A 26,500-nucleotide genomic window follows, 5' to 3' on the forward strand; every position below is an offset into this window, starting at 1 on the left:
AGCTAGCGGACGGCGTACGCCTCCTGGATGGCCGTCCAGACCCGCTCGGCGGTCACCGGCATGTCGATGTGCCGCACGCCCAGGTGGCGGACGGCGTCGACCACGGCGTTCTGCACCGCCGGCGGGAACCCGACCGCCCCCGACTCGCCCAGGCCCTTGGCGCCCAGCGCGTTCACCGCGGTGGGGGTCTGCGTCGCCACCGTCTCGAAGGAGGGCAGCTCGGCCGCGCCGATCATGGCGTAGCGGTGCAGGTCACCGTGCAGGGGTGTGCCGTCGGCGGCGAAGCGGACCTCCTCCACCAGCGCCTGACCGGCGCCCTGCGCCAGGCCGCCGTGCACCTGCCCCTCGGCCAGCAGCGGGTTGAGCAGCACGCCCGCGTCGTCGACGGCCACCGCCCGGCGCAGGGTCACCTGGCCGGTCTCGGTGTCGACCAGCACCACCGCCAGGTGCGCGCCGAACGGGCAGGTCGCGGCGGACGGCTGGAAGGTCGCCTCCACGGACAGGTCGTTGGCGGAGGCCAGCTCGGCCCAGTAGACGACGTGCCCGGCCGTCGAGCGGAAACGTCCCGCGGTGTACTCCACCTCGTCGCGGGCCACGCCCAGGTGGCCGGCCGCCGCGTCCCGGCCCCGCTCCACCAGGGCCAGGGCCGCCTCGCGGACGGCCATGCCGCCGGTCTGCAACGACCGGGATCCGCCGGTGCCGCCGCCCGCGGGGATCGTCGCGGTGTCGGAGTGGCGGACGTCGACGCGGTCCAGCGCCACGGCGAGCACGTCGGCGGCGAGCATCGCCCACGCGGTGACGTGGCCCTGCCCGTGCGGGCAGGTGCCGGACCCAACCGTGAACCGACCGGTGTCGTCGACGCGGATCGAGGCGTACTCGCTGCGGGTGTCCGCGCCGGTGATCTCCACGAAGGTGGACAGGCCGATGCCGAGCTGCTGGACGTCGCCGCGCTCGCGGCGGGCCGCCTGCTCGGCGCGCAACGCCTGGTAGTCGGCCTCGGCGAGCACCCGCTCCAGCGCCGCCGGATAGTCGCCGGTGTCGTAGCGGGCGCGCGTGATCGTCGTGACCGGGAAGCTCTCCGGCGGCAACAGGTTGCGCCGGCGCACCTCGGCCGGGTCCAGGCCGATCTCCGCCGCGTACACGTCGACCATCCGCTCCAGCGCGGCGACGGCCTCCGGCTGCCCGGCGCCCCGGTACGACACCACGGGGGTGGTCGTGGTGGTGACGCTGGACGAGCTGAACTTCGCCCGGCTGATCGCGTACGGGCCGGTGAGCATCGTCCGGGTCCAGAACGGCAGGATCGCGCCGATGCGCGGGTACGCCCCGGCGTCCTGCACGACCTCCAGCGCGTACGACACGATCCGCCCGTCGCGGGTGCCGCCCAGCTCGGCGCTCTGGTGCTGGGCGCGGCCGTGCCCGGCGGCGGTCATGCTCTCGCTGCGGGTCTCCGCCCAGCGCACCGGGCGGCCGAGTCGACGGCTGGCCCAGGCGACGAGGACGTCCTCCCGGCTGGCGAACGCCTTGGAGCCGAACGCCCCGCCGACATCGCCGTTGACCACCTGGACCCGGTCCTCCGGCTCACCGAGGGCCGCCGCGAGCTGGCCCCGCCACAGGTGCACGGCCTGGCTGCCGGCGCGGTAGCGCAGCCCGTCCGGCCCCCACTCGGCCTGCCCGGCGCGGGCCTCCAGCGGGCAGGGGGCGACCCGGGGGTTGCGCATCCGCTGCCGGACGACCACCTCGGCGCCCTCGTGCAGCTCGGCGCGGCCGGCCGGGCGTCGGAAGCCCAGTTTGAGCACCATGTTCGTGCCGGCCTCGGGGTGCAGCACCAGCTCGTCGGTGACGGCCTCCTCGGGGTCGACGAGCACCGGCAGGGGCGCGATGTCGGCCGCGACGAGGGCGGCGGCGTCGACCGCCTCGGCGCGGCTGGTCGCCAGCACCGCGGCGACGGGTTCGCCGACGAAGCGCACCACGTCGTCGGCGAGCACCGGGGTGGTCATCTTCTGGTTCAGCACCCCGGCCTCGGGCGGCAGCGGCGCCAGGTCCACGTCCGCCGCCGTGAACACCGCGACCACGCCGGGCGCCCGGCGCGCGGCCTCGGTGTCCACGCCCCGCAACCGTCCGTGGGCCACCGTCGAGCGGACGACGACCAGCTCCAGCGAGCCGGGCACGAGCACGTCGTCGACGTACGTGCCGCCGGTGGTGAGCAGGGCGCGGTCCTCGGTACGCCGGACGGGTCGGCCGATCAGTGACATCTGCGACTCCTGGTTCCGCCCGCTCAGGCGGGGGTGACGGCGAGCGGGATCGACGCGTACGACCGGAAGAGGGCGCTGGGCTCGCGCACCGGTTCGGCGGCCAGGTCGATGTCGGTGAGCCGGTGCGCGAGCCGTTCGAAGACGACAGCTCCCTCGATGCGGGCCAGCGCGGCGCCGAGGCAGCCGCGTACGCCCCCGCCGAAGCCGACGTGTGGGTTGGGGTGCCGGCCGATGTCGATGCGACCGGGGTCCGCGAAGACGTCCTCGTCGTGGTTGGCGCAGCCGAGCAGGAGGAAGACCGACCGGCCGGGCCGGATCACCCGGTCGCCGACCGGGATCGGCGCCAACGCCAGCCGGGCCGTGTACTGGATCGGGGCGTCGAACCGGACGAACTCCTCGGCGGCGGTGGCGGCCAGCGACGGGTCGGCGCGCAGCCGACGCCACTCGTCGGGCTGGTCGGCCAGGGCGATGCTGCCGGTGCAGACCATGTTCATTGTCGTCTCGTAGCCGGTGAAGCAGAGAAAGACGATGTTGTCGACGACCTCTTCGATGCCCTCGGCGGGGTCGGCCACGGCGAGCATCCGGTCGAGCAGGTCGCCGTTGGGGTCGGCGCGTCGGTCGGCGAGCAGGTCGCGGACGTACCCGCGCAGCCAGGCGAGGGCCTCGTCGGCCGCCGCGCGGTCGGCCTCGGGCAGGAACGGCGTGAAGGCCCGGCCCAGCGCCGCCGAGCGGGGCCACACCTCGGCGCGGGTGCGCGCCGCCGGCAGGCCGATCAGTTCGCACACGACTGTCGCGGCGACCGGAAACGCCAGGTCGGCGACGGCGTCCAGGCGGCCGGTGTCCAGCGTCGGGGCGAGCAGCTCGTCGACGAGGTCGCCGACGCGGCTCGCGGTGCGCCGGGCCACGCCGGGGCTGAACGCGCGGACGATCTGCTGGTGCAGCCGGCTGTGGTCGTCCGGGTCGCGGGTGGGGATGATGCGGCGGAACACCTCGCGGGAGAGGTCCTGCGCCATCCGGAACTGCGGGTCGTCCTCCGGGAAGGTGTTGCTCAGTCGGCGGTCGCGCAGCAGCGCGGCCACGTCCCGGTGCCGGGTCACGCCCCAGCTCGCCGGCCCGAAACGGCACAGCGGGCCGGCCGAGCGCATCCGCGCGTACGTCGGGTAGGGGTCGGCGACGACCTCGGGCGCGAGCGGGTCCATCCGCGCCGGCAGGACGCGGCCGGCGGGGCTCACGGCCGCACCGCCACGGGCACGCTGGCGTACGAGCGCAGCGTCCCGTCGGTCTGCCGGCGGGCCGGGCCGGCCGGGGTCAGCGTGCCGAAGGTGTGCAGCAGGGTCTCGAACGCGACCTGTGCCTCCACCCGGGCCAGGTAGCCGCCGAGGCAGTGGTGGATGCCGCCGCCGAAGGACAGGTGCGAGTTCTCCGCGCGGGTGATGTCGAGGCGGTCCGGCTCGGCGAACTGGTCGGGGTCGCGGTTGGCGCTGCCCAGCAGCAGGATCAGCACCCGGCCGGCGCGGATGGTGCGGTCGCCGACGTCCAGATCCTCGCGGGCGAGGCGGGCGACGCCCTGGATCGGGGCGTCGTAGCGCAGGAACTCCTCGACGGCCCGGGGGGTCAGGGTCGGGTCCGACCGGAGCAGGGCGAGCTGGTCGGGGTGGTCGAGCAGGGCGGCCACCCCGGTGGCGATCAGGTTGGTGGTGGTCTCGAAGCCGGCGAAGAAGGCGAAGACCGCGTTGTCCACGATCTCGTCGTCGCCGAGCACGGCGCCGTCGTCGTCGGTCGCGGCCAGCATCCGGGACAGCAGATCCTCGCCGGGTTCGGCGCGACGCCGCTGCAGGATCTCACCGAGGTAGCCGCGCAGCCACTCGACCGCCCGGTCGGCGGCCGGCCGGTCGTCGTCGGGCACGATCGCGGCGAACGCCTTGCTCAGGTCCAGTGCGTACGGGCGGATGCGCTCGTGGTCGGCCGGCGGGATGCCCATCAGGGCGCAGACCACCATCACCGGCAGGGGAAAAGCGAGATCCGAGACGGCGTCGAAACCTCCGGTGCTCCTCGCCGGGGCGAGCAGCTCGGTGACCATCTGCTCGATGCGGGGGCGTAGCCGGCGCACCAGGGCGGGGCTGAACGCCTTGGCCATCAGGCGCCGCAGTCGACCGTGCTCGGGCGGGTCGCGGTAGAGGATGATGCTGCCGAAGAAGTCGCCGGCCGCGCCGTCGCCGGCCGACATCCGGTGGTAGGCGGCCGGGAACTCGCTGCCCAGGCGCGGGTCGCGGACGAGCCGGGCGACGTCGGCGTAGCGGGTGACGCCCCAGCTGCCCGGGCCCATCCGGCACAGCGGGCCGGCCGCTCGCAGCGCCGCGTAGGTGGGGTAGGGGTCGGCGACCACTGCGGGGTCACGGGCGTCGAATCTCGGCGGCATGCCGGTACGGGCCGAGGTCATGCCCGCCAGTATGCGCAACCAAAGATACGAGAAACAAGTACTTCCGAGATACGCGAAACACTATTAGGCTTCCGAGCCATGACCGAGACCGTGGTGAGCGCTGACCCCCGGATCATCGCGATGGAGTTGCTGATGAAGGCCCCGGCCACCGTCAGCAGCCCGTACCCGCACTACCACGCGCTGCGGACCGCGGCGCCGAAGTACCGGATGGAACAGCCCGGTCAGGGTGTGGGTTGGGTGCTCACCGCGTACGACGACTGCCGGGCCGCGCTGCGCAACCCGTCGCTGGACAAGTCCGCGCAACGCCCCCGCATGGGCGACTCCCGGGGCCGCGAGGGCGCCCGCACCCTGCTGTTCCTCGACGGGCCGGAGCACACCCGGCTGCGCGGACTGGTCAGCCGGGTGTTCACCCCGCGACGCACCGAGACCCTGCGCCCCCGACTGACCACCTTCGTCGACGGGCTGCTCGACGACATCACCGCCCGCATCGGCCCCGGCGGCGGCGAGGTCGACATCGTCGGCTCGTTCGGCTTCCCGCTGCCGGTCATGGTGATCGGCGAGCTGGTCGGCGTGCCGCCGGAGGACTGGCCGCTGCTGCGCCGGCTCACCCGCGCCGCGTCCGGCGGGCTGGAGATCTTCGCGCCGGAGGAGGTGCTCAAGGCGTCCGACCAGGCGCTCGGCGAGATGGAGGAGTACTTCGCCGACCTGGTCCGCAAGCGCCGCGAGGATCCCCGCGACGACCTCGCCTCCGCGCTCGGCCAGGTCGAGATCGACGGTGACCGGCTCTCGGTCGACGAGCTGATCCAGGTGATCGTGCTGCTCTTCGGCGCGGGCTTTCAGACCATGACCGACCTGATCGGGCTCGGCACGCACGCACTGTGCCGCAACCCCGAGCAGTTGCAGCGGCTGCGCGCCGAACCGGAGCTGACCCGCTCCGCGGTCGAGGAGCTGCTGCGTTTCGACTCCCCGGTGCACGTGCTGGGGCGTGCCGCCTTCGAGGACACCACCTTCGTCGACGGCACCCCGCTCAAAAGCGGCGAACACGTCATCACCCTGATCGGCGCGGCCAACCGTGACCCGGCCCGCTACGCCGACCCGGACCGGCTCGACATCGCCCGTTTCGCCGGCGCCGAACCGCCGGAGACGCCGCTGTCGTTCGCCTGGGGCCCGCACCACTGCCTCGGCGCGCAGCTCGCCCGCGCCGAGGGGCAGATCGCCTTCCGCCGTCTGGTGGACCGGTTCGCGGTCATCGAGCTGGCCGACCCGGACGCCGACGAGATCGACCTCGAATGGCGGCACAGCAGCACCTTCCGGGGCCTGGAGGAGCTGCGCGTCCGGCTCGTACCGGCCTGAGCACCCGCGAACCACCACGCGCCGACCAGGAGGGGGAGTCCATGCCGGAGGCGGTGATCGTCGAGGCGGTGCGGACGCCGATCGGCCGGCGCGAGGGTGCGCTGTCCGGCCTCAAGGCCGTGCAGCTGCTGCGACACGTGCAGGTCGAGGTGCTGCGCCGCTCCGGCGTCGCCCCCGGCGAGGTGGATCAGATCATCGGCGGTTGCGTCACGCAGGTAGGCGAGCAGAGCCTCAACGTCACCCGCAACGCCTGGCTCAACAGTGGCCTCGACTACGAGGTCGCGGCGAGCACAGTCGACACCTCCTGCGGCTCCGCGCAGCAGGCCAACCACCTGATCGCGGCGCTCATCACCGCCGGCGCGATCGACGTGGGCATCGCCTGCGGCGTGGAGTCGATGAGCCGGGTGCCCGTCGGCACCAACCTCTACCAGGGGCCCGGCCACTACAAGACACCCGACTACCCGTACGACGATCCGCCGAAGGCGCAGTTCGGCGGCGCCGAGCGGATCGCGGCCCGGCAGGGGCTGACCCGCGCGGACGCCGACGCCTACGGGCTGCGCTCGCAGCAGCGGGCCGCGCGGGCCCGCGCCGAGGGCCGCTTCGACCGGGAGATCACCCCGGTGCCGCTGCCCGACGGCACGTCGGTCGACGTCGACGAGGGCATCCGCGACACCACCGCGGACGGGCTCGCCGCCCTGCGGCCGGTGCTCCCGGACGGCATCCACACCGCCGGCACCATCTCGCAGATCTCCGACGGCGCCGCGGCGATCCTGTGGATGTCGCGGGAGCGGGCCGACGCGCACGGCCTGCGGCCCCGGGCCCGGCTGGCGCACCAGGTCGTCACCGGCGCCGACCCATACTACCTGCTCGACGGCCCGACCGTGGCGACCCGCAAGCTGCTCAAGCGCGCCGGTATGACGCTCGACGACATCGACGTCGTGGAGGTCAATGAGGCCTTCGCGGCGGTCGTGCTGTCCTGGGCCGCGCACCACGACGCCGACCTGGACCGGGTCAACGTCAACGGCGGCGCGATCTCGCTCGGGCACCCGCTGGGCAGCAGCGGCACCCGGCTGCTGGTGACCGCCCTGCACGAGCTGGAACGCGCCGACTCCGAGGCCGCCCTGGTCACCATGTGCTGCGGCGGCTCGCTCGGCACGGCGTCGCTGCTGGTGCGGGAGTAGCCGCCATGGACACCGAGACGCGCACCGCGCCCGCCCGCGACGCCGCGGCGTTCTACGCCGACGCCCGCCACGACCTGACCGGGCCGCTGCACGGCGTACGCGTCCTGGACGTCACGAAGGTCTGGTCCGGCCCGATCGCGAGTTGCGTCCTGGCCGACCTCGGCGCGGACGTCCTGCGGGTGGAGATGCCCGGCAACCGGGAGGGGTTGATGCCCCCGGACATTCCCGGCACCGGCCTGTCCTGGTTCCGCCAGAGCGTGCACCGCAACAAGCGCAGCATCGGGCTCGACCTGCGCCGCCCCGGCGCGGCCGAGGTGTTCCTGCGGCTCGTCGCCACCGCCGACGTGGTGGTGGAGAACTACAAGCCCGGCACCCTGGATGCCTGGGGCGTCGGCTACCAGGAGTGCCGGGCCGTCCGGCCGGACGTGGTGCTGGTCTCCGTCTCCGGCTACGGCCAGTACGGCCCCGACGCGCAGCGACCCGGGTACGACCCGACCACCCAGGCCGCCGCCGGCTGGATGGCGCTCAACGGCGAACCCGACGGCGCTCCCTTGAAGGCGCCCACCTTCCTCGCCGACGACCTCGCCGGGCTGCACGCGGTGATCGGCGCGCTCGCCGCGCTGCGCCACCGCGACCGCACCGGCGAGGGTCAGCACGTCGACGTGAGCATGCTCGACTCGCTGTTGTTCTCCAGCAACGGCTACCTCACCCTCGGCGCGACCGGGGTGCCACTACGCCGCTGGGGCGACCAGGCCGACTTCGTGGTGCCGGCCGGCTGCTTCCGGTGCGCCGACGGCCACGTCTACGTGGCGGTCGCACTGGACCGCTCCTGGCGTCGCCTCGCCGAGGTCGTCGGCCGCCCGGAACTGGCCCGCGCACCCGGGTACGCGACGAACGAGGAACGCCGCGACAACCGCGCCACTGTCAACGCGGTGGTCGCCGACTGGTGCGCCGGGCGGAGGTGCGCCGAGGTGGTCGACACCCTCGACGCCAACGGGATCACCGCCGAGCGGGTGCGGACCTTCGCCGAGGCCGCGACCGACCCGCAGGTCCTCGCCCGGGCCATGGTGCAGGAGACGGTGCTGTCCAACGGCAGCACCGCGCCGCTGACCGGGCCGGCGGTCAAGTTCTCCCGGACACCGACAGCCGTCCGCTCCGGCGCCCCCGAGCCCGGCGCGGACACCGACCGGGTCCTCGACGAGGTGGGCGTCGACCCGGCCACGCGGGACCGGCTGCGCGCGCAACGGGCCATCGGATGAGCAGGGGATGACATGACAACGGCAGGCGACGCGCCGCGCTGCGCGCTGGTGACCGGGGTGTCCCGGGGAATCGGCCGGGCCGTGGCGCTGCGGCTCGCGGCGCAGGGGTACGCGGTGGCGGGCTGCTACAGCGCGCCGAGCGAGGCCGCCGACAAGACCCGGGCGGAGGTCGAGGCGTACGGGGTCGGGTCGTGGTTCGGGCCGTGCGACGTGACCGATCCGAACGCTGTCGACGCGTTCGTCACCGCCGCCGAACGGCACCTCGGGCCGCTCACCGCGCTGGTCAACAACGCCGGCATCACCCGGGACCGGCCGCTGGTGCTGATGGCGCCGGACGAGTGGCACGACGTGATCGGCACCAACCTCACCGGCACCTGGAACACCTGCCGGACCGTCGCGTTCCGCTTCCTCAAGCGACGCCGCGGCGCCATCGTCAACCTGTCCTCGGTGGCCGGGGTCACCGGCAACACCGGGCAGACCAACTACGCCGCCAGCAAGGCCGGCATCATCGGGCTCAGCCTGTCGCTGGCCAAGGAGGTCGCCGGGTACGGCGTCCGGGTCAACGTCGTCGCCCCCGGTTTCATCGAGACCGACATGACCGCCGCGCTGCCGGCGAAGCTGCGCGAGCAGGCGCTGGGGCAGATCCCGTTGGGCCGCTTCGGCGCCCCCGCCGACGTCGCCGACCTGGTCGAGTTCCTGCTCTCCGAACGCGCCGGCTACGTCACCGGCCAGGTGATCCGCGTGGACGGGGGGATCGTGCTGTGACCGCCGCACCCGCGTTCAGTGCCGCGACCCGGCCCGCCGACACGTACGAGGCCGCTGCCGCGCCGCTGCCGGCAATCGAGTGGGTCGAGGTGTCCGCCGGCCCGCGCGGCGGGATCAGCCTGCGCGCCGGCACCACGGTCGACGCCGCAGACGTCTACCTGGCCGGGCACTTCCCCGAGCTGACCGTCTATCCGGGCGTGTTCACCCTGGAGACGATCGGGCAGGCCGTGACGTCGGCCGTCGGCTACTGCGCCGGCCGGCTGCCCCAGCTGCACCGGCTGCGCTCCGCCCGGTTCCTCGCCCCGCTGCTGGCCGGCGACACGCTCACCGTCGAGGCGTCGGTCGGCCCGGTCGGCGACGACCAGTCCTTCGACGTCGCCGCCCGGTGCGTACGCGGCGACGGGGTCCACGCGGCGACGGTGCGCGCGGTCTACCGCTGGCCGAGCGCGGACGGCGGGACCGCCTGATGCGACTCGAGCACGGTGAGCTGCGGACCCTGCTGCCGCACCGGTATCCGATGCTGCTGCTCGATCGGGTCGACAGCGTCGAGCCGGGGGTGAGCCTGGAGGCGGTGAAGGCGGTCACCGGCTGCGAGCCCTGCTACTCCGGGATCGCCGAGGGGCAGGCCCCCGACCGGTACGCCTACCCGGCGTCGCTGCTGATCGAGTCGTTCGGTCAGGGCGCGGCGGTGCTGTGGCTGCTGTCGCGCGGGCCGGGCACGACCGGGCTGCCGATGTTCACCGCGGCCCGGGACTGCGTGCTGCTGCGCCAGGTGTACCCGGGCGACGTGATCCGGCACCGGGTGCGCCTGGAACAGGTCGTGCACGGGGCCGCGTTCGCCGCCGGATCCAGCTGGGTGGGGACCGACCAGGTGGCGGAGTTCGGCTCGATGATGGCCGTCGTCCGACCGGCCGACGCCATCGCGGAGCGGAAACGATGAGAGGAAGAGGGAACACCGATGAGTGAACGCGACACGCACATGGCGGAGCTGCGGGAGATCGTGGCGGAGGTGCTCGAGTTGGAACCCGAGGAGGTCGCCGACACCGCAGACTTCGTCGAGGAGTACGAGGCGGACTCGTTGCGGGCGATCGAGATCCTGGCCCGGATCGAGAAGAAGTACAAGGTGGAGATCCCGCAGGCCGAGTTGAACGAGATGCGCAGCCTCAAGGCCGTCCACGAGGTGGTGGCGCGACACGCCGGCTGGCAGGACTGACCGTGCACCGCGTGGTCGTCACCGGGCTCGGACCGGTGTCCGGCATCGGCATCGGCGTGAACGAGTTCACCGACGGGCTGCGCTCCGGCCGCTCGGCCGCCGCGCCCATCACGAGCTTCGACGCGAGCGGGTTCCCGCACCACTTCGCCGGTGAGGTGCCCGCGTTCCGGCCGGAGGCGCTGCTGCGGCGGCTGCGGGTCGACGAGTGGGGCCGCTCGGCGCTGTTCGCGGCGGCGGCGGCCCGGCTGGCCGCGATGGACGCGGGTCTGTCGCTGCCGGCCACCGACCCGGCGCGCGTCGGCGCGGTCGTCGGCACCACCAGCGGCGAGTCCACTGTGGTGGAGCAGCTCACCGCCGAGCTGGTGGCCGGTGGCTACCCGGCCATGTCCGCCGAGGCGCTGCGCCAGGCGCCGGCCGAGCGGCTGTCCTACGCGGTGAGCGCGGAGCTGGGGCTGGCCGGGGAGTCGGTCACCCTCACCACCGCCTGCTCGGCCAGCAACTACGCCATCGGGTACGCGTACGACCTGTTGTGCTGGGGTGAGGCGGACGTGATGCTGGCCGGCGGCGCCGATTCGGTGTGCCGGTGGGCGCACGCCGGCTTCTACCGGCTCGGCGCGTTGACCGAGCGGGCGTGCCGGCCGTTCGACCGGGACCGCTCCGGCATCCTCACCGGTGAGGGCGGCGCGGCGCTGGTGCTGGAGACCCTGGAGCACGCGCAGGACCGGGGCGCCCGGATCTACGCCGAGGTGCTCGGGTACGGCGTCAACTGCGACGCCCACCACATGGTCGCGCCCAACGAGGAGAGCGTCGCGGCGTGCATGCGGCTGGCGCAGGCGAACGCCGGGGTCAAACCGGAGGACATCGACTACATCAGCACGCACGGCACCGGCACGCCCGCCAACGACCTGTGCGAGGCGCGGGCCATCCGGGCGGTGTTCGGCGACCGGGTGCCGCCGGTCAGCTCGATCAAGTCGATGCTCGGGCACACGATGGGCGCGGCGAGCGGGTTCGGCGCGATCGCCACGACGCTGGGCATCCGGCACGGGTTCCTGCCTCCGACCATCAACTGGGCCAACCCGGACCCGGAGCTGTCGTGGATCGATCCGGTGCCGAACACGGCCCGCCCGGCCACGGTGCGGGTGGCGCAGAACAACGGCTTCGCGTTCGGCGGCAACAACGCCATCACGATCTTCGGGGCGATCCGGTGACCGCCCTGGTGAGCGGCTGGGGAGTGCTCAGCGCGGCCGGGGAGTCGGTCACCGAGCTGCTGGCCGCCGTCCGCGCCGGCACGGTCGTCGGCGTCGACGTGGGCGACCGCTTCGACGAGCCGCTGCCCACGGCGCAGGCCCCGGCGATCGCCGACTTCGACGTACGCCGACTGCTGGGCCGCAAGGGCACCAGCTTCCTGGACCGGGCTACCGCGCTGGCGATGGTGGCCTGCGGGCGGGCACTGGCCGACGGGGGGCTCACCCCCGACGACGACAACCGGCACCGCGTCGGCGTGGTGCTGGGCACCACCACCGGCAGCCTGAAGTCGACGATGGACTTCTCCCGCGAGACGCTGGTGCAGGACAAGCCGTACCTGGTCAACCCGGTGTTGTTCCCGAACACGGTGATGAACTGCGCCAGCGGGCAGGCCGCGATCCGCTACGGGCTGCGCGGCGTCAACGCCACAGTGGCCGGCGGCCCGCTCGCCTTCCTGTACGCGCTGCGCTACGCGCTCAACGCCCTGCGCCGGGGATACGTCGACGCCCTGCTGGTCGGCGGGGTCGAGGAGTACACGCCGAACACGGCGTGGGCGGCGGAGCTGACCGGCGCCGGCCCGGCCGGTGAGGCCGCGGCGGTCTACCTGCTGCGCCGCCCGACGCCCGGCCTCACCGGGGCTCCGCGCGCCCAGGTGCTCGCGGTGGCCACCGGTTTCCAGCCGGAGCAGGGCGTCGACGGGCTCACCGGCTGCGTACGCCGGGCGCTGGCCACGGCCAAGGTCCGCCCGCCCGACGTGTGGGCAGTCGCGAGCGGCGATCTCGACGCCGACAGCCTGTCCGAGGTGCTGCCGGCGGCCGCGCAGCGGTTGTCGGTGCGTCCGGCGCTCGGTGACTGTCAGTCCGCCACCGGCGCGCTGGCGCTGGGCGTGCTGCTGGGCCGCTACGCCGAGGACCCGGCCGCACGCGGTCGGCCCGCGCTGATCGTCGGACGCTCCCGCGACGGCGCGGTCGCCGCGGCAGTGGTGCGGGGGTAGGACATGGCCGCCACCATCACCGCCACCGCCGTCCGTACCTGCTTCGGCGACGGCCCGGCCACCGTCGCGGCGCTGCTGCGCGGCGCGTGCGGCGCCGCCGGGCTGCGGCGCTCGGACCCGGCCCGGGTGGGGGTCGGCCACGGCTACCCGATCGATGACGACGCGCCGTTCGGCCCGAGCCGCTGGCTGACCGACTGCGTGGCCGAGGCCGTCGCCGCCGCCGGCCTCGACGCACGTCGACAGCGGGTGGTGAGCCTCGTCGGCACCGGGCTGCGCGAGTCGGCCGAGGTGGAACGGGCGGCCCTCGCGGGCTCGGTGGACTTTCCGGCCGAGCGGCTGCACTTCGCCGACGCCGTCGCCAGCGCGGTACCCGGCGTGCAGCGGGTGGTCACCCTGGCCAACGCGTGCAGCGCCGGCGGTTCCGCCCTCGCCCTGGCACAGGACCTGGTGGAGACCGGCGAGGCGGACGCCGTGCTGGTCGGCGGCACCGATGGCAGCAGCGCCTCCATGCTGGCGATGATCGGCCGGGTGGCCGCCCGGCCGACCGGCCGGGTGCGGCCCTTCGACGCCGACCGGGCCGGTGTGCTGCTCGGCGACGGCGCGGCGGTGCTGGTGGTCGAGCCGGAGCGACCCGGCCGTGGGTTGGCCCGGCTGCTCGCCACCGGGTTGTCCTGCGACGCCGGGCACGAGACGGCGCCGGACCCGGCGGGCATCCTGCGGGCGGTCCGCGACGCCCACCAGCGCGCCGAGCGCCGGCCCGAGCAGGTCGACCTGGTCCTGGCGCACGGCACCGGCACGACGCTGAACGACGAGACCGAGGCGCGTGTCATCGCCGAGGTGTTCGCCGGGTGCGAGCCCGGCCCCCTGGTCACCGCCCTCAAGGGCGCCGTCGGCCACACGTCGGGAGGTTCGGCGCTGCTCAGCGTCGCCGTCGCCGTCGAGATCCTGCGCACCGGTCGGGTGCCGCCGGTGGTCGGCCTGACCCGGCCGGCGCCCGAGGCGGCCGCGCTGCGGCTGGTCCGCGAGGCGGCCGCACGGGCGGACGTGCGGGTGGCGCAGGTGGACGCGTTCGGCTTCGGCGGTCTCAATGCCGTCACCCTCCTGGAGGCGCTGCGATGACGGACCGCGTCCACGCCGGGCACCTCGCGCCGACACCGGATCGCGGCGTGCCGCCGCCCGCGTCCCGCCGCCCGGGCCAGGTGACCCGGCCCGGTCGGTCCATCACCGACGCGCGCTCCGGAGCCGACCCGGATCGACAGGTGGCCGCCGTTCTCGCGGCGGCGCTGCACCTGCCCGGAGCAGACCTGCCGGCTGGCGTCGCCGACGAGGAACCCGCCTGCCCACCCGAGCGGGCCGCCGACCTGCTCGGCCGCAAGGGTCTGCTGGCCAAGGAGCCGGCCACCCGACTCGCCCTCTGCGCCGTGCATCGGGCGCTGGGCCTCGCGCCGAAGGCGCCCCGCCCGAGCGGACCGGCGGATCCGCGTACCGCGGTGGTGGTCAGCTCCAACCTCGGCAACGTCGCCACCGTCGGCGACATCGCCCGCCGGCTGCGCGAGGGCGGCCCACGCGAGGTCGGCCCGTTGGAGGCGCCGAACGCCTCCAGCAACGTCATCGCCGGCGCGATCGCGATCTGGTTCCGCTTCGGGGGCCCCAACCTCACCGTCTGCTCCGGCGCGACCGCCGGCCTGGACGCGATCTGGCTGGCCGGGCTGCTGCTGCGTACCGGCCGCGCCGACCGGGTCGTCGTGGTCGGCACCGAGCCGGACGACCCGCAGGCCCAGGCCCTGCACGCCGCCCGGGACGGCGTCACCGACGCCCGACCGCTGCGCGCCGGGGCGGCCTGCCTGCTGCTCGGCCGGGTCGACGCCGCGCCGCACCCGTTGGCCCTGCTGGGGCCCGTGCGGGCGGGCGTTCCCGTCGACGGCACACCTCGCGGCCTGCTCATCGACGCGGCCGCCGTGGCGGGCGACCACTACGGCGCGGCGGGAGTCGTGCACACGGCGCTGGCCGTACGCCTCGCCGCGACCAACGCGACGGTCACGGTCCGCTGCGGCGACCCCGTCGACGGCATGCGCGAACTCGACGTCCGGGCGGCCCGGCGATGAGCGGCGCACCACCGGCGGTCGCCGTGCACCGGCTCGCCGGCCCGGACACCGGGACGCCCACCGTGCTGCTCGCGCACGGCATGTCCGACGCCTGGCGCAGCTGGCGGCCCCTGGCGCAGCGGCTGCCCTCCGGCTGGCGGCTGCTCGCGGCCGAGCTGCCGTGGAAGGCCGGCACCGATCACCGCTGGCGGCGTCGGGGCACCCCGGGCGCCTGGCTCGCCGCCGCCGTCCGGGCCCTGGCCACGCCCCCCGACGTCGTGGTCGGCCACTCGCTCGGCGCGAACGCGGTGCTGGAGATGCTCGCCACCGAACCGGACGTCGCCCCGCGCGGAGCCATGCTCATCGCGCCGTTCTACTGCCCGCCCGATCTGCCGATCACCTGGGCGGTGCACGAGCGGGCGCAGGCCAACTTCGTCCAGATCATCGACGAGGGGCTGCGCCACCGCCTCGGCCCCCGGCTGGCCGACCTGGACGCCGAGACCCTGACCGCCATGCGGGACATCATGGTGGACCGGATCGGCCCCGTCGGTTTCACCACCCTGTTCGACCACTTCACCGCGACCGCCGGCCTGCCGCTGCACGCGGTGACCGTGCCGACCATGGTGCTCACCGGCGGCCGGGACCCCGGCCTCGACGGCCCGCGCGTCGGCGCGCTGCGGGCCGAACTTCCCGACGCGCACGTCGTCGTGGAGCCGGACTTTCACCACTTCTGTCATCTCGACCGGGCGGCCGAGGTGGCCCGACACGTCGCGGGCTTCGTCGAGAAGGTCTGCCCCGACCCCGCGATCCGAGGAGGTACGCCGTGACCACGGCGGTTGAGAACGCATCCGTGACGCTGTCGGCCCGGCCCGGGTTCGAGGGCGCGAACATCCGCACCTGGATCGGCTTCAAACACTTCGCGTACCTGGTGGAGCAGGGTGTGCTGCAGTGGTTCCGGGAGCGGGGGCACGGCCCCGGCCAGCTCTACCACCAGCACGGGGTGGGGTTGTCGATCCGGGACTGTTCGCTGCTGCTGCCCGCCGTCCTCGACGTCGATGACACCGCGACGGTGGTGGTGACCCCCGCCGCCAACGGCCGGTTCGCGGTGCGGATGGGTGTGCGCCGCGACGCCGACGTCACCGTGTGCCGGGCCCGGGTGCGGGTGGCTCTGGTGCGGGAGGCGGACGTACCGCAGGGGGCGCCGCTGCCGGCGGAGCTGGCCGGCCTGGTCGAGGAGCCGGCCGCTGGCGAGCCGGGCGCCCCCGCCGGCGCGGACCCGGCCGATGAGTTGCGCGCCGCCGGAGCGGGGTTCGTGTGGCAGTGGCGGGTGCCCTACTTCTACTGCCAGTACTCGCAGCGGATGCAGCACTCCGGGTACGTCCGGCTGCTGGAGGAGGTGGTCGACCGCTACCTCGCCGACCGGGGTGTGTCGGTGGGCCGGATGCTGCGCGAGCGGGGCTGGATCCCGGTGGTGTCCCGCGCCCGCGTCGAGGTGCTCGGCGACGCCCACCTCGACGAGCCCGTGTGGGTCACCTTCACCGTCACCGACGTGCTCAAGGACGTCACGTACGACGCGCGGATGGACTGCCACGTCGTGCGCGACGGTCGCCTGGTCCGGGTGGCGACGGCCAGCATCCTGCACGGGTACGCGGTCAGCCGCGGCCCCGAGGCGGGCCGGCTCGCCACCCTGGACGGGGACACCGTGGCGGCGTTGACCGGCGGGCGGCGGTGATGGCCGCCAAGCAGCCCCGCCTGTACTTCTCCTTCCGCAGCCCGTACAGCTGGCTGGCCGTGGAGCGGCTGACCCGGGCACTGGGCCGGCCGCAGGAGGTGCTGGAGTTCATCCCGTACTGGGACCCGGACGCGCGGACCGAGGCGGCGCTGACCGCCCGGGGCGGCGCCTTCCACTACGTGCAGATGAGCAAGCCCAAGCACCTGTACCTGCTCCAGGACGCCAAGCGGCAGGCCCAACGGCTGGGCCTGCCGATGCGCTGGCCGATCGACATCGACCCGTGGTGGGAGGTCCCGCACCTGGGTTGGCTGGCCGCCCGGGAGCAGGGCGCGGGGGAGGCGTTCTACCGGGAGGTGATCGCCGCCCGCTGGCAGCGGGGCGAGGACGTGTGCACCCCCGAGGTGATCGCCGAGGTCGCCGAGCGGGCCGGGGTGGACCCGGCGGTGGTGCTCGGCGCGGTCGAGGACGAGGGCGTCCGGGCGGCCGGGGCGCACTGCCTGCTGCGGGCGTACGAGGAGGACATCTTCGGCATCCCCTACCTGCGGCTGGGCCCACACCGGTTCTGGGGCGTGGACCGGGTCGACGACTTCCTCGCCGCGTACGCCGAGCGGACCGGCACTCCTGTCGCGCCGCCCGCGGTGCCGGCGGGCGTGGGCGGGTACGACACGGACACCGGAGGCGGCTGTGGCTGAGCGACGGGACCCGGAACAGGAACGCGCCCACCGCCGCCGGCAGTTGGTCCTGACGCTGCGCGCGTTCGCCCTGGCGGGGTTCGACGAGGGCGCCGGCGGCCACGTCACCGCCCGGGACCCGATCGAGCCGGACACCTTCTGGATCAACCCGTTCGCCCGGCACTTCGCCCACGTCCGCGACGACGACCTGCTGCGCGTCGACCACACAGGTGACGTGGTCGACGGCTCCGGCCGGATCAACCCCGCCGGCTACGCCATCCACTCGGCCATCCACAAGGCCCGCCCGGACGTGGTGGCCGCCGCGCACACCCACTCGATCCACGGTCGGGCGTTCTCGGCGCTCGGCCGGCCGCTCGCGCCGATCACCCAGGACGCGTGCGCGTTCTTCGAGGACCACGAGGTCCACGACGAGTACGGCGGGGTCGTCCTCGACGGCGCGGAGGGGGACCGGATCGCGGCGACGCTGGGCGCCGGCAAGGCCGTCGTGCTGCGCAACCACGGGCTGCTGACGGTCGGCGGCTCGGTGGCCGAGGCGGCCTGGTGGTTCCTGGCGATGGACCGCTGCTGCCAGGTGCAGCTGCTCGCCCAGGCGGCCGGCGAGCTGGTGGTGATTCCCGCCGACGCGGCCCGGGCGGCGCGGGCGGACATCGGCACCGCGCAGATCGCCCGACTGAACTTCCGGCCGGTCGCGGAGCACGTCCTGGCCGTCAGCCCCGACCTCACGCACGGCACCACGCCCAGACAGGAGTGACGAGTGGCCGAGCTGCTGAAGACCATGGTCCGGGACCGGGCCGGCGACGTCGCGCTGACCGACGAGCGGACGACCCGGACGTGGGCGGAGCTGGACCGGTCGGTGGACCGGTGGATCGGCGTGCTGCGCGGGGCCGGCCTGGACGTCGGTGACCGGGTGGCGTTCGTGCTCGGCAACCGGCACGAGACGTTCGAGGCGCTGCTCGCCTGCGTGCACGCGGGTCTGGTGGCGGTGCCCGTCAACTGGCACCTCACCGCGCCGGAGATCGCCCACATCCTGACCGACTGCGGCGCGCGGGCGGTGCTCACCGAGGCGGCGTACGCGCCGACGGTGCGCGACGCGGTGGCGCGTACGCCGGGCGGCCCCGACCTGCTGGTGACTGTGGACGGCGGGGACGGCTTCACGGCGGTGCACGACCTGCCGGCGGGCCCGGGCGTTCCGGCGCTCTCCGGTGGCGTGCTGCTCTACACCTCGGGCACCAGCGGACGCCCCAAGGGGGTGGTCAACCCGCTGCTGAAGGTCGGTGCCCCGATCGACCGGGTGGCCGCCACCACCGAGGCGCTCGGCGGCGGCCTGGGCATTCCGACGCAGGGGCAGGCGCTGCTGGTCGGCCCCTGGTACCACTCGGCGCAGTTGTTCTTCGCCCAGTTCCCGCTGCTGCGCGGGTGCGGGCTGGTGCTGCGCCGCGGGTTCGACCCGGTCGAGGTGCTGCGCGTGATCGACGACGAGAAGATCACCATCAGTCATCTGGTGCCGACCCAGTTCATCCGCCTGCTGCGGGTCGACGCGGCAACCCGGGCGGCGTTTTCCGGCGCCAGCCTCGCCCGGATCTGGCACGGCGGCGGCCCGTGCCCGCCGGAGACCAAGCGGGCGATGATCGAGTGGTGGGGGCCGGTGTTCGTGGAGTACTACGCCGCGACCGAGGCCGGCATCGTCACCCTCGCCGACTCGCACACCTGGCTGGCCCGGCCGGGCACGGTGGGCCGGCCGGCGCCGCCGACCGAGGTGGTGGTGGTCGACGACGAGGGCCGGCCGGTGCCCGCCGGGCAGGAGGGCCGGGTGGCCGTACGGCGGCCCCCGGGCCGGGGGTTCCACTACCACAACGCTCCGGAGCAGACCGAAAAGGCGCACGTCGCTCCGCACACCTTCACCGTCGGCGACCTGGGCCACCTGGACGCCGACGGCTACCTGTTCCTCACCGGCCGCTCGGCGGAGCTGATCGTCACCGGCGGCGTGAACGTCTATCCCGCCGAGGTGGAGGCGGTGCTGTCGACGCACCCCGCCGTGCGGGACAGCGTGGTCATCGGCGTGCCCGACGAGGAGTTCGGCGAGCAGGTCCGGGCGGTGGTGCAGCTCGACCCGGCGTGGCCGGCCCGGGGCATCGAGCAGGTCCTGGACGCGCACTGCCGGACCAGCCTGGCCGGCTTCAAGGTGCCGCGTTCGTACGAGGTGATCGACCGGATCCCGCGCGAGCCGACCGGCAAGGTGCCCCGCCGGGCGTTGCGGGACCGCTACCGGACCGCCCCGGTGTCGCCGGGCCTGCTCGCGGACCCGGGGACCTTCCTGGCCGGCGTGCCGTACGACGAGTTCGCCCGTCGCCGACGGGAGGCGCCGGTGGCCTGGGTCGAGGAGGTCGAGCTGACCCGCACCGACCACGACCGGTCGGTGCGGTCCCGGGGCCCGGGCTTCTGGGCCGTCACCCGCCACGCGGCGGTGTCCACGGTGTCCCGCGACCCGGCGACGTTCTCGTCGGCGGCCGGCGGGGCGTTCCTCGCCGACCCCCGGACCCCGGAGGATCTGGACCGCAACCGGCAGCTTCTGATCAACATGGACGCTCCGGAGCACGCCTGGGTGCGGCGGCTGGTGGCGGGGGCGTTCACACCCCGCGCGGTGGGCCGCCTCGGCGAGCTGGTGACCCGCCATGCCGAGGAGGTCGTCGCCCGGGCGGTGGCCGCGCGTGACATCGACGTGGTGACGGACCTCGCCGCCGAGCTGCCGCTGCTCGTCCTCACCGATCTGCTCGGTGTGCCCCAGGAGGACCGGCGGCTGCTGTTCGAGTGGAGCAACAACCTGGTCGGGTTCGACGATCCCCGCTACGGCGGTGCCAGCGTGCAGCGCTACCGGGACACCTTCGCGGCGGCCTTCTCGTACGTGCGGCAGCTGGCGGCCCAGCGACGGGCCGCGCCCGGCGACGACCTGCTGAGCCTCCTCGTGCACGCCGAGGCCGACGGTCGGGGTCTGACCGACGCGCAGCTGTGTCAGCTGTGGTTGCTGCTGGTCATCGCCGGCAACGAGACGACCCGGCACCTCATCTCGAACGGGGTGCAGGCGTTGCTGGAGCACCCCGGGCAGCGGGACCGGCTGATCGCCGAGCCCGACCTGACCGCGAGCGCGGTCGAGGAGCTGCTGCGCTGGGTCACGCCGATCATGCAGTTCCGCCGCACCGCCACCCGCGACACGGTCCTCGACGGGACCCGCATCGCCGCCGGGGACAAGGTGGTCGTCTACTACGTCTCGGCCAACCGGGACGAGGCCGCGTTCGCCGATGCCGACCGGCTGGACCTCGCCCGCGATCCCAACCCGCATCTGGCGTTCGGTATCGGTCCGCACTTCTGCCTGGGCGCGCACCTGGCCCGGTTGGAGATGGCGGCCTTCCTCACCGCGATCCGTCCGCACCTGGCCCGGCTCCGACTGACCGGTCCGGTACGCCGGATGCGGACCAACTTCATGAACGCCGTCACCGCGATGCCCGCGCGCTTCGACGTCGCGCCGGAAGGGGAGTGACCCCATGCCACTGGACCTGCACTGGTTCCTGCCGACGCACGGAGATGGCCGTGACCTGGCCGAGCCCGCCCGGGGTGGCGGGAGCCGGCCGGCCCGGATCACCCGCCGGCCGCCGGACATCGGCTATCTGGCGCAGGTGGCGCGCGCCGCAGACCGGCTGGGTTTCGCCAGTGTGCTCACGCCCGCCGGGCTGTTCTGCGAGGACCCGTGGGTGGTGGCGTCCGCGCTTGCCGCGCAGACGCAGCGGCTGAAGTTCATGATCGCGTTACGGCCGGGGCTCGCCTCGCCCACGCTCGTCGCCCAGATGGCCGCGTCGCTGCACCGTGTCTCGGCGGGCCGGGTGCTGCTCAACATCGTGGCCGGCAGCGACCCGGACGAGCAGCGCCGCTACGGCGACTGGCTGGACCACGACGCCCGTTACGCCCGCGCGGAGGAGTTCCTCACCATCCTTGGTGGACTGTGGTCCGGTCAGCCGGTCGACCACGACGGCGAGCACTACCGGGTGAAGTCCGCCCTGCTGGCCCGGCCGCCGGCCACCGCTCCGGCCGTGTTCCTGGGCGGGTCGTCGCCGGCGGCGCAGCGAGCGGCCGCCCGGCACGCGGACGTGTACCTGGCCTGGGGGGAGACGCCGGCCCAGCTCGGCGAGCTGCTGGGTCGGGCACGTGAGCAGGCGGCGGAGGCCGGTCGCACGCTGCGCACCGGGAGTCGACTCCACGTCATCACCAGGGACACCGCGCGGGAGGCGTGGGCCGAGGCGGACCGTCTCCTCGCCGGTGTCGACCAGGCGCGGATCGCCGCCGCTCGGCAACGCTTCGCCCGTACCGACTCGGAGGGCCAGCGGCGGGCGGCGGCGCTGCACGCCGACGGCAACGCCCGGATGGAGGTGTACCCGAACGTCTGGGCGGGCTACTCCCTGATCCGGCCCGGTGCCGGCGCGGCGCTGGTGGGCAGTCACGAGGAGGTCGCGGAGCGGATCGCCGAGTACCACGCCGCCGGGGTGGACCATCTGATCCTGTCCGGGCAGCCGCACCTGGAGGAGGCGTACTGGTTCGGCGAGGGCGTGCTGCCGCTGCTGCGCCACGACGGCCTCCTGGATGGCGGGACCGACGGGGACGGCACGCACGCCGAGGGCGGCCGGCGGACTCCGGAGCTGGCGGTGGGCCGATGACCGGGCCCGTCGCGGAGCTGCCGATGACCGCGCTGATCGGCAACCCGAAACCCCATTCCCGTACGCGGACCGTCGCGTTGGCCACGGCGGAGGCACTGCACTCCCGGCTGACCCACGGCCCGATCACCGTCGCCGCGCCGACGGTGATCGACCTGGCCGAGCTGACGGCCGAGCTGGTCGGTCAGGGCAGCCGGCCGGAGACCCTCGACGAGGTGCTGGAGGCGGTACGCCGACCGGGGCTGCTGCTGGTGGCCAGCCCCACGTTCAAGGCGGCGTACAGCGGGCTGCTGAAGCTCTTCGTCGACGTGCTGCCCCGGGGTGCGCTGACCGGGGTGGTGGCGGTGCCGTTGATGACCGCCGCCCGGTCCGGTCACCGGCACGTCGTCGACACCTACCTGGGTGCCCTGCTGGCCGAGGTGGGCGCGTGCGTGCCGACGGCCGGCCTGTGCGTGCTGGAGCGCGAGTTCGACACGGCGGAGGTCGGCATCGAGCGCTGGCTGGACCGGGCGACGCCGGCGGTGGTGGACGCGCTGGCCGTGCTGACCGGGGTGCCGGCCGAGCCGGGTGTCAGCCGGCGTTGACCTCGTCGTGCTTGCGGCGCATCCGACTGATCCAGCCCTGTGCCGTGTGCACCGGAACGTCGAAGTGCTCGGCGACGCGGCTGATCGTGCCGACCTGCTCGTAGACCGCCTCCAGGTCCGCCGGGTCGGGTGCCCGGCGGTACGCGCGACCGGCCTTGAGTCGGCTGAGCCGCTCCGGTTCGCCGGCCCGGCGGGCCGGTCGGGGCGGCTGCGGCCGGGGCGCGGCGGCGGTGGTGGCGGTGGTCGCGGGGACCGGCCCGACCGTCACGGCCGGACGGGGCGCGGCCTCGGCGCGGCTGCGGTCCCGGTCCTGCGGGGGGATGAAGGCGCGCAGCAGGGCATCGAAGTCGACGTACGGCAGCTCGCCGGTCAGACCGGCGCTCTGCGGTGCGCGGACGGTGAGCTCCCGCACGACCGGGTGGCCGTTGCCGGTCTCCAGACGGACGACGGTCTGGGCCACCGGGCCGGTGATCTCCTCACCGTCGTCCTCCACGGGCACGATGGTGATGATGTATTGACTCACGACGATGCCTTCCCTGCGCATCTCCGGGCGAGCCAGTGCGGCTTCCGGCCCCCCGGTCAACCCTGTCGGGTTTGACCGGTGGTGGGAGACAAGATATCAGATTCCCGCAGGCAGAAGGCGAGATATCCGACACTCGCCACGGGACGCCTATCCTTCATCTCCGTTTTATTGTGGGCATCAACGGTCAAAACGGGCCCTGCGGGTCCCAGACCCTCGATCCTCGGTAGCGGATCGCGGGTCGACAGCCCGGGACACCAGCAGCGCGGCCAACCCGGCCCGCGACGACACACCCGTCTTGCGGAAGATCCGGGTCAGGTGAGCCTCCACCGTCTTGACTGTCACGTACACCTGGTCCGCCGCCTCGGCGTTGCTCGCACCGGCCGCCACCAGCCGGGCGATGTCCCACTCCCGCCGCGTCAGGGTCAGCTCCCCACCCGTCGCCCCGGCCGGCAGACGACCCGCCGCCCCGGCCGCGCGGCTCTGCTCGCCGGCCACCGAGCGGCGCAGCGGCGGCGAGTCCACCAGCTCCGCGATGCGGCGGGTCTCGGCGAGTTCGACCTCCGCCGCCGACCACTCCCGCGCCTCGCACAGAGCCCGCGCCCGCACCAACCGCGCCGACGCCTCCTCCAGCCTCCACCCCAGACTCGCGAAGGTGTCCGCCGCCGCGGCGGCCAGCTCGGCGGCGCAGCGCGGATCCGCCTCCAGGGTCAGCCGCGCCCGGGCGATCCGGGTCAACGCGCTCTGCCCCCGCAGCCCCAGCCGCGCGGCGTACCCCTCGGCCACGTCCAACCAGCGCGCGGCCTCGTCGCACCGACCGGCCTTGTGGGCCATCTCGGCCAGCGCCGAGGCCCAGCAGGCCCGGTTGGTCACCTCGACCCGGTCGAGACCATCCCCACCGCAGGCGCGCAGCAACGTCGACGTGGAACCGGCCCGGTCCCCGGCGAGGAAACGCAGACGCACCGACACGCGCTGACTCGCCCCGTCGTACCAGTTCTCGCGGCGGGTGCTGGCGTCCAGCACTGCGGTGTCGGCCAGGTGGCGGGCCGCCTTCGGGCCGCTGCGCCAGGCCACCGCGATGGCCCGGTACGCGCGGGCCAGCGCCACCAGCGGGTCGATGCCCATGGCGACGGCGACCTCCTCGGCGTCCTCGCCCTCGACCCGGGCCCGCTCCAGGCTGCCCAGTCGGGCGGTCACCGCGCAACGGCCGACCAGCAGCCAGGGGGTCAGCGCCACGAGACCCGCACGGCAGCAGATGTCCAGCGCACGGTCGAAGTGGTGCAGGGCCGAGCGCTCCCGTTCGTGGAGGTACTCGGCCCAGCCCAGCAGGGCCAACAGGTCCGGGTGCCGGGCCAGGTCGGTGTCGGCGAACGCGTCCACCTCGGACGACGCCCGGTCCAGCGTCTCGGGCACCCGGATCCCACAGTCGGTGTACGCGGCCACGAACGACTGCACCACCGCGGCCGTTGTCGCGCAGACCGCCGAGCCGGTCCGCTCCGCCAGCGGGCTCAGACTCCGGGCGTGCTCGGCCGCGTCGGGCGCTCCACAGAGGGCGCCGGCGATCGCCGCCTCGACGGTCAGCAGGAAGCGACTGCGCGGCTCCACCCGCCCGTCCCGGTACGGCAGCAGCAGCGCGTACGCGTCGAACGGCCGGCCCAGCAGGCGTTCCACCCGCGCCCGTGCGGCCACCGCCCGCAGCCGCTGGTCGCAGTCGGCGAGAGGACGGCGGGTGAGTTCCTGCAACAGGGTGCGGGCCTGACGCAGTTGACCCGCGCCGACCAGCGCGTCGGCCATCGCGAACTCCAGCCGCGTACGCCGTGGCTCGGTGACCTCGGCGGCGGGCAGCAGCCGCTGGACGTTGGTCAGCCACCGGATCGCGTCGAGCCGGGGCACGAGACCGCTCTCCGCCGCCTCGATCAGCGCGTCGGCGGTCGCCGGTTCGGCGCACTGCCCGCTGGCCGACAGGTGTTCGGCGTACCGGCCGACGGGATGCCCGAGCTCGCGCAGGACGCGGGCCGCCGTCGCGTGCAGGCGTCGCCGCCGGCCGGGGGACAACGCGCGGTACACGACTGTGCGGTCCACCTCGTGGCGGAACCGCAGGGTCGACGCCTCGGTGGGGTCGGTGCGCAGCAGGTCGACGGCCACCAGCGCGTCGAGCAGGTCGCTGGTGACCTCGGGGCCGCGGTCGGCGAGCGCCGCGGCCAGCGCCGGCTCGAACCCGTCCGGGCACACCGAGACGGCCTCCAGCATCTGCCGCTGCTCGTCGGTGAGCGCGTCGAGGTCGAGTTGAACCGCGCCGGTGACGTCGACGGGCAGCTCGGCGGGCAGGCCCCGCAGTGCCGCGACCGGGCCGTCCAGGGCGCCCGGGCGGTACGCGAGGACGTAGCGGGGAACGCCGCCGGAGAGCACGTGCACCCGCTGGGCGGCGCGTCCCTCCACCAGCCCGAGCAGCGCGGCGACGCTGGCCGGATCCAACGGTGTCAGGGTGACCGCCCGGCGGCTCAGGTGGATGCCGGCGGCGAGCGCGGTGGTCACGCACGACGGCATCTGCCGTGGCCGGTACGCGGTGATCCACAGCAGGCCCGGGGGTGGTGCCTGCGCGAGCCGACGCAGCAGCGTGGCCGTCGCGGATGACGCGGTGTGCAGGTCGTCCAGGAGCAGCAGCAGCGGCCCACGGGCACGGACCGCCTCGCCCGGCTCATCCGTCAGCGCGGCGATGGCCTGCCCGACCTGGTGGCCGTCGCGGCCGGCGGCGGCGAGCACGGGCACTCCGGCCCGTCGGGCTCGCGCGGCGACCTCGCGCAGCAACCGCGTCTTGCCGGTGCCGGGGTCACCCACGAACTCGATCATGGCGGGCTGGCCGTCGCGGACCCCGACCAGGGCGCGGTCGAACAGGTCGAGCGCGCAGTTGCGCCCGACCAGGGGGTCGAGAGGGTCGCCGGATGGCGGCGGGGCGAACTCCTCCTCGCTGATGTTCATCGGCGCCCCCCGACGGGCACCGGGGCGTCCCGGCCCGTCGGCGTACGCCATCGGTCGGTCGCGGTCGGACGCGGCCCGGCGGCGGCCCGACGGCCTGGTCGGACGCGAGCACGCGGCGAGTGTTGGCCCAGCTTCAACTGCCACCCCCAGGATCTGTCCCGTTCGGGCCTCTCGGCGTGCCCGATGCCGGCGGTGCCAATTGCCGGCGCTCGGGCGAGCGGCAGATGCAACTCTAGGTCCGCATGACAAGAACTGCGATCGCGGGACCGGTTGGTCCTATTGTCGAAGAGAGCAAATGTTGCTGTCCAAAAACCGAAATAGCGTACTTGGTTCTTGACACAGCGCACACTGGAGGTTGCGGTGAGTTCACGACAATGTGGGGTTTCCCCTACTGTCGCATCGTTCCCCGTCGCTTAATGTCGACCCCGGCGGTGCGACGCCTTCTGGGGGGACTTCGGATGACCGTTCATTATCGATCCTATCTGGACAATTCGTCAGATGCGGAGG

The 26,500-nt window shown here is 74.3% G+C and carries 23 protein-coding genes; 18 read left to right on the forward strand and 5 right to left on the reverse strand.

Going from position 1 to position 26,500, the window contains the following annotated elements:
* Window positions 1–2: 2 nt before the first annotated feature.
* Genes B0E54_RS17635 through B0E54_RS17645 form a run of 3 tightly spaced genes read right to left on the reverse strand, consistent with a single transcriptional unit; the run spans window position 3 to window position 4,692 of the window.
* Complete coding sequence (locus tag B0E54_RS17635) at window positions 3–2,252, reverse strand: xanthine dehydrogenase family protein molybdopterin-binding subunit (protein WP_234585000.1); 2,250 nt, start codon at window positions 2,250–2,252, stop codon at window positions 3–5.
* A gap of 23 nt (window positions 2,253–2,275) precedes the next feature.
* Window positions 2,276–3,484: a cytochrome P450 gene (locus B0E54_RS17640; protein ID WP_234585002.1), complete on the reverse strand. Its 1,209-nt coding sequence runs from the start codon at window positions 3,482–3,484 to the stop codon at window positions 2,276–2,278.
* Window positions 3,481–4,692, reverse strand: a complete 1,212-nt coding sequence (locus B0E54_RS17645) for a cytochrome P450 (RefSeq protein WP_234585004.1) — start codon at window positions 4,690–4,692, stop codon at window positions 3,481–3,483. Before B0E54_RS17645 ends, B0E54_RS17640 begins: the two co-directional genes overlap by 4 nt.
* Before the next feature lie 78 nt (window positions 4,693–4,770).
* On the opposite strand from B0E54_RS17645, the gene B0E54_RS17650 reads away from it, so the two are divergent.
* From B0E54_RS17650 to B0E54_RS17735, 18 genes are read left to right on the forward strand one after another with little or no spacing between them, the layout of a single operon-like run.
* Window positions 4,771–6,045 (forward strand): cytochrome P450, encoded by a 1,275-nt coding sequence (locus B0E54_RS17650; RefSeq protein ID WP_234585006.1) that lies wholly within the window; start codon window positions 4,771–4,773, stop codon window positions 6,043–6,045.
* Between the two features lie 41 nt (window positions 6,046–6,086).
* The gene (locus tag B0E54_RS17655; RefSeq protein ID WP_234585019.1) at window positions 6,087–7,226 is read left to right on the forward strand and encodes a steroid 3-ketoacyl-CoA thiolase; all 1,140 of its coding nucleotides are present in this window, start codon (window positions 6,087–6,089) and stop codon (window positions 7,224–7,226) included.
* A gap of 5 nt (window positions 7,227–7,231) precedes the next feature.
* Window positions 7,232–8,485, forward strand: coding sequence for a CaiB/BaiF CoA-transferase family protein (locus tag B0E54_RS17660; protein WP_234585021.1), 1,254 nt, complete (start codon window positions 7,232–7,234; stop codon window positions 8,483–8,485).
* Window positions 8,486–8,497: 12 nt separating this feature from the next.
* Entirely contained in the window at window positions 8,498–9,250 is a 753-nt protein-coding gene (gene fabG, locus B0E54_RS17665) for a 3-oxoacyl-[acyl-carrier-protein] reductase (RefSeq protein ID WP_234585034.1), read from the forward strand.
* Window positions 9,247–9,717, forward strand: a complete 471-nt coding sequence (locus B0E54_RS17670) for a hypothetical protein (protein ID WP_234585046.1) — start codon at window positions 9,247–9,249, stop codon at window positions 9,715–9,717. The genes fabG and B0E54_RS17670 overlap by 4 nt, the downstream gene beginning before the upstream one ends.
* A complete protein-coding gene (locus B0E54_RS17675) occupies window positions 9,717–10,190 on the forward strand; it encodes a 3-hydroxyacyl-ACP dehydratase FabZ family protein (protein WP_234585048.1) in 474 nt (157 codons plus the stop codon). The genes B0E54_RS17670 and B0E54_RS17675 overlap by 1 nt, the downstream gene beginning before the upstream one ends.
* Window positions 10,191–10,208: 18 nt before the next feature.
* Complete coding sequence (locus tag B0E54_RS17680) at window positions 10,209–10,463, forward strand: acyl carrier protein (protein WP_234585050.1); 255 nt, start codon at window positions 10,209–10,211, stop codon at window positions 10,461–10,463.
* 2 nt (window positions 10,464–10,465) lie between these two features.
* Window positions 10,466–11,671, forward strand: coding sequence for a beta-ketoacyl synthase (locus B0E54_RS17685; RefSeq protein WP_234585053.1), 1,206 nt, complete (start codon window positions 10,466–10,468; stop codon window positions 11,669–11,671).
* Window positions 11,668–12,702, forward strand: coding sequence for a beta-ketoacyl synthase N-terminal-like domain-containing protein (locus tag B0E54_RS17690; protein WP_234585054.1), 1,035 nt, complete (start codon window positions 11,668–11,670; stop codon window positions 12,700–12,702). The genes B0E54_RS17685 and B0E54_RS17690 overlap by 4 nt, the downstream gene beginning before the upstream one ends.
* A gap of 3 nt (window positions 12,703–12,705) precedes the next feature.
* Window positions 12,706–13,821 carry a beta-ketoacyl synthase N-terminal-like domain-containing protein gene (locus B0E54_RS17695; protein WP_234585056.1) on the forward strand — a complete coding sequence of 372 codons (1,116 nt, stop codon included), beginning with the start codon at window positions 12,706–12,708 and terminating at the stop codon, window positions 13,819–13,821.
* A complete protein-coding gene (locus B0E54_RS17700; RefSeq protein ID WP_234585059.1) occupies window positions 13,818–14,807 on the forward strand; it encodes a beta-ketoacyl synthase N-terminal-like domain-containing protein in 990 nt (329 codons plus the stop codon). The genes B0E54_RS17695 and B0E54_RS17700 overlap by 4 nt, the downstream gene beginning before the upstream one ends.
* Window positions 14,804–15,613, forward strand: a complete 810-nt coding sequence (locus B0E54_RS17705) for an alpha/beta fold hydrolase (protein ID WP_234585071.1) — start codon at window positions 14,804–14,806, stop codon at window positions 15,611–15,613. The genes B0E54_RS17700 and B0E54_RS17705 overlap by 4 nt, the downstream gene beginning before the upstream one ends.
* Window positions 15,610–16,518 carry a thioesterase family protein gene (locus B0E54_RS17710; protein WP_234585086.1) on the forward strand — a complete coding sequence of 303 codons (909 nt, stop codon included), beginning with the start codon at window positions 15,610–15,612 and terminating at the stop codon, window positions 16,516–16,518. Before B0E54_RS17705 ends, B0E54_RS17710 begins: the two co-directional genes overlap by 4 nt.
* Complete coding sequence (locus tag B0E54_RS17715) at window positions 16,518–17,210, forward strand: 2-hydroxychromene-2-carboxylate isomerase (RefSeq protein ID WP_234585102.1); 693 nt, start codon at window positions 16,518–16,520, stop codon at window positions 17,208–17,210. Before B0E54_RS17710 ends, B0E54_RS17715 begins: the two co-directional genes overlap by 1 nt.
* Window positions 17,203–17,961 (forward strand): class II aldolase/adducin family protein, encoded by a 759-nt coding sequence (locus tag B0E54_RS17720; RefSeq protein ID WP_234585116.1) that lies wholly within the window; start codon window positions 17,203–17,205, stop codon window positions 17,959–17,961. Before B0E54_RS17715 ends, B0E54_RS17720 begins: the two co-directional genes overlap by 8 nt.
* A gap of 3 nt (window positions 17,962–17,964) precedes the next feature.
* Complete coding sequence (locus tag B0E54_RS17725) at window positions 17,965–20,745, forward strand: cytochrome P450 (RefSeq protein WP_234585141.1); 2,781 nt, start codon at window positions 17,965–17,967, stop codon at window positions 20,743–20,745.
* A gap of 4 nt (window positions 20,746–20,749) precedes the next feature.
* Window positions 20,750–21,913: an LLM class flavin-dependent oxidoreductase gene (locus B0E54_RS17730; protein WP_234585154.1), complete on the forward strand. Its 1,164-nt coding sequence runs from the start codon at window positions 20,750–20,752 to the stop codon at window positions 21,911–21,913.
* Entirely contained in the window at window positions 21,910–22,494 is a 585-nt protein-coding gene (locus B0E54_RS17735; RefSeq protein ID WP_234585157.1) for an NADPH-dependent FMN reductase, read from the forward strand. The genes B0E54_RS17730 and B0E54_RS17735 overlap by 4 nt, the downstream gene beginning before the upstream one ends.
* On the opposite strand, the gene B0E54_RS17740 is transcribed toward B0E54_RS17735, so the two are convergent.
* Complete coding sequence (locus B0E54_RS17740) at window positions 22,481–23,017, reverse strand: hypothetical protein (RefSeq protein WP_234585159.1); 537 nt, start codon at window positions 23,015–23,017, stop codon at window positions 22,481–22,483. The two genes, B0E54_RS17735 and B0E54_RS17740, sit on opposite strands and share 14 nt — an antisense overlap.
* Before the next feature lie 177 nt (window positions 23,018–23,194).
* On the reverse strand, window positions 23,195–25,993 hold the full coding sequence (locus B0E54_RS17745) for a LuxR family transcriptional regulator (RefSeq protein WP_234585162.1): 2,799 nt from the start codon (window positions 25,991–25,993) through the stop codon (window positions 23,195–23,197).
* Window positions 25,994–26,500: the final 507 nt, after the last annotated feature.

The sequence above is a fragment of the Micromonospora sp. MH99 genome (genome assembly GCF_021442385.1).
GTDB lineage: Bacteria > Actinomycetota > Actinomycetes > Mycobacteriales > Micromonosporaceae > Micromonospora.

What these genes read in the sequence shown, in the direction of transcription:
- B0E54_RS17735 (WP_234585157.1), top strand. Translation starts at nt 21,910, where the DNA reads ATGACCGGGCCCGTCGCGGAGCTGCCGATGACCGCGCTGATCGGCAAC.
- fabG (WP_234585034.1), top strand. Translation starts at nt 8,498, where the DNA reads ATGACAACGGCAGGCGACGCGCCGCGCTGCGCGCTGGTGACCGGGGTG.
- B0E54_RS17645 (WP_234585004.1), bottom strand. Translation starts at nt 4,692, where the DNA reads ATGACCTCGGCCCGTACCGGCATGCCGCCGAGATTCGACGCCCGTGAC.
- B0E54_RS17695 (WP_234585056.1), top strand. Translation starts at nt 12,706, where the DNA reads ATGGCCGCCACCATCACCGCCACCGCCGTCCGTACCTGCTTCGGCGAC.
- B0E54_RS17655 (WP_234585019.1), top strand. Translation starts at nt 6,087, where the DNA reads ATGCCGGAGGCGGTGATCGTCGAGGCGGTGCGGACGCCGATCGGCCGG.
- B0E54_RS17680 (WP_234585050.1), top strand. Translation starts at nt 10,209, where the DNA reads ATGAGTGAACGCGACACGCACATGGCGGAGCTGCGGGAGATCGTGGCG.
- B0E54_RS17705 (WP_234585071.1), top strand. Translation starts at nt 14,804, where the DNA reads ATGAGCGGCGCACCACCGGCGGTCGCCGTGCACCGGCTCGCCGGCCCG.
- B0E54_RS17635 (WP_234585000.1), bottom strand. Translation starts at nt 2,252, where the DNA reads ATGTCACTGATCGGCCGACCCGTCCGGCGTACCGAGGACCGCGCCCTG.
- B0E54_RS17715 (WP_234585102.1), top strand. Translation starts at nt 16,518, where the DNA reads ATGGCCGCCAAGCAGCCCCGCCTGTACTTCTCCTTCCGCAGCCCGTAC.
- B0E54_RS17660 (WP_234585021.1), top strand. Translation starts at nt 7,232, where the DNA reads ATGGACACCGAGACGCGCACCGCGCCCGCCCGCGACGCCGCGGCGTTC.
- B0E54_RS17650 (WP_234585006.1), top strand. Translation starts at nt 4,771, where the DNA reads ATGACCGAGACCGTGGTGAGCGCTGACCCCCGGATCATCGCGATGGAG.
- B0E54_RS17700 (WP_234585059.1), top strand. Translation starts at nt 13,818, where the DNA reads ATGACGGACCGCGTCCACGCCGGGCACCTCGCGCCGACACCGGATCGC.
- B0E54_RS17730 (WP_234585154.1), top strand. Translation starts at nt 20,750, where the DNA reads ATGCCACTGGACCTGCACTGGTTCCTGCCGACGCACGGAGATGGCCGT.
- B0E54_RS17675 (WP_234585048.1), top strand. Translation starts at nt 9,717, where the DNA reads ATGCGACTCGAGCACGGTGAGCTGCGGACCCTGCTGCCGCACCGGTAT.
- B0E54_RS17745 (WP_234585162.1), bottom strand. Translation starts at nt 25,993, where the DNA reads ATGAACATCAGCGAGGAGGAGTTCGCCCCGCCGCCATCCGGCGACCCT.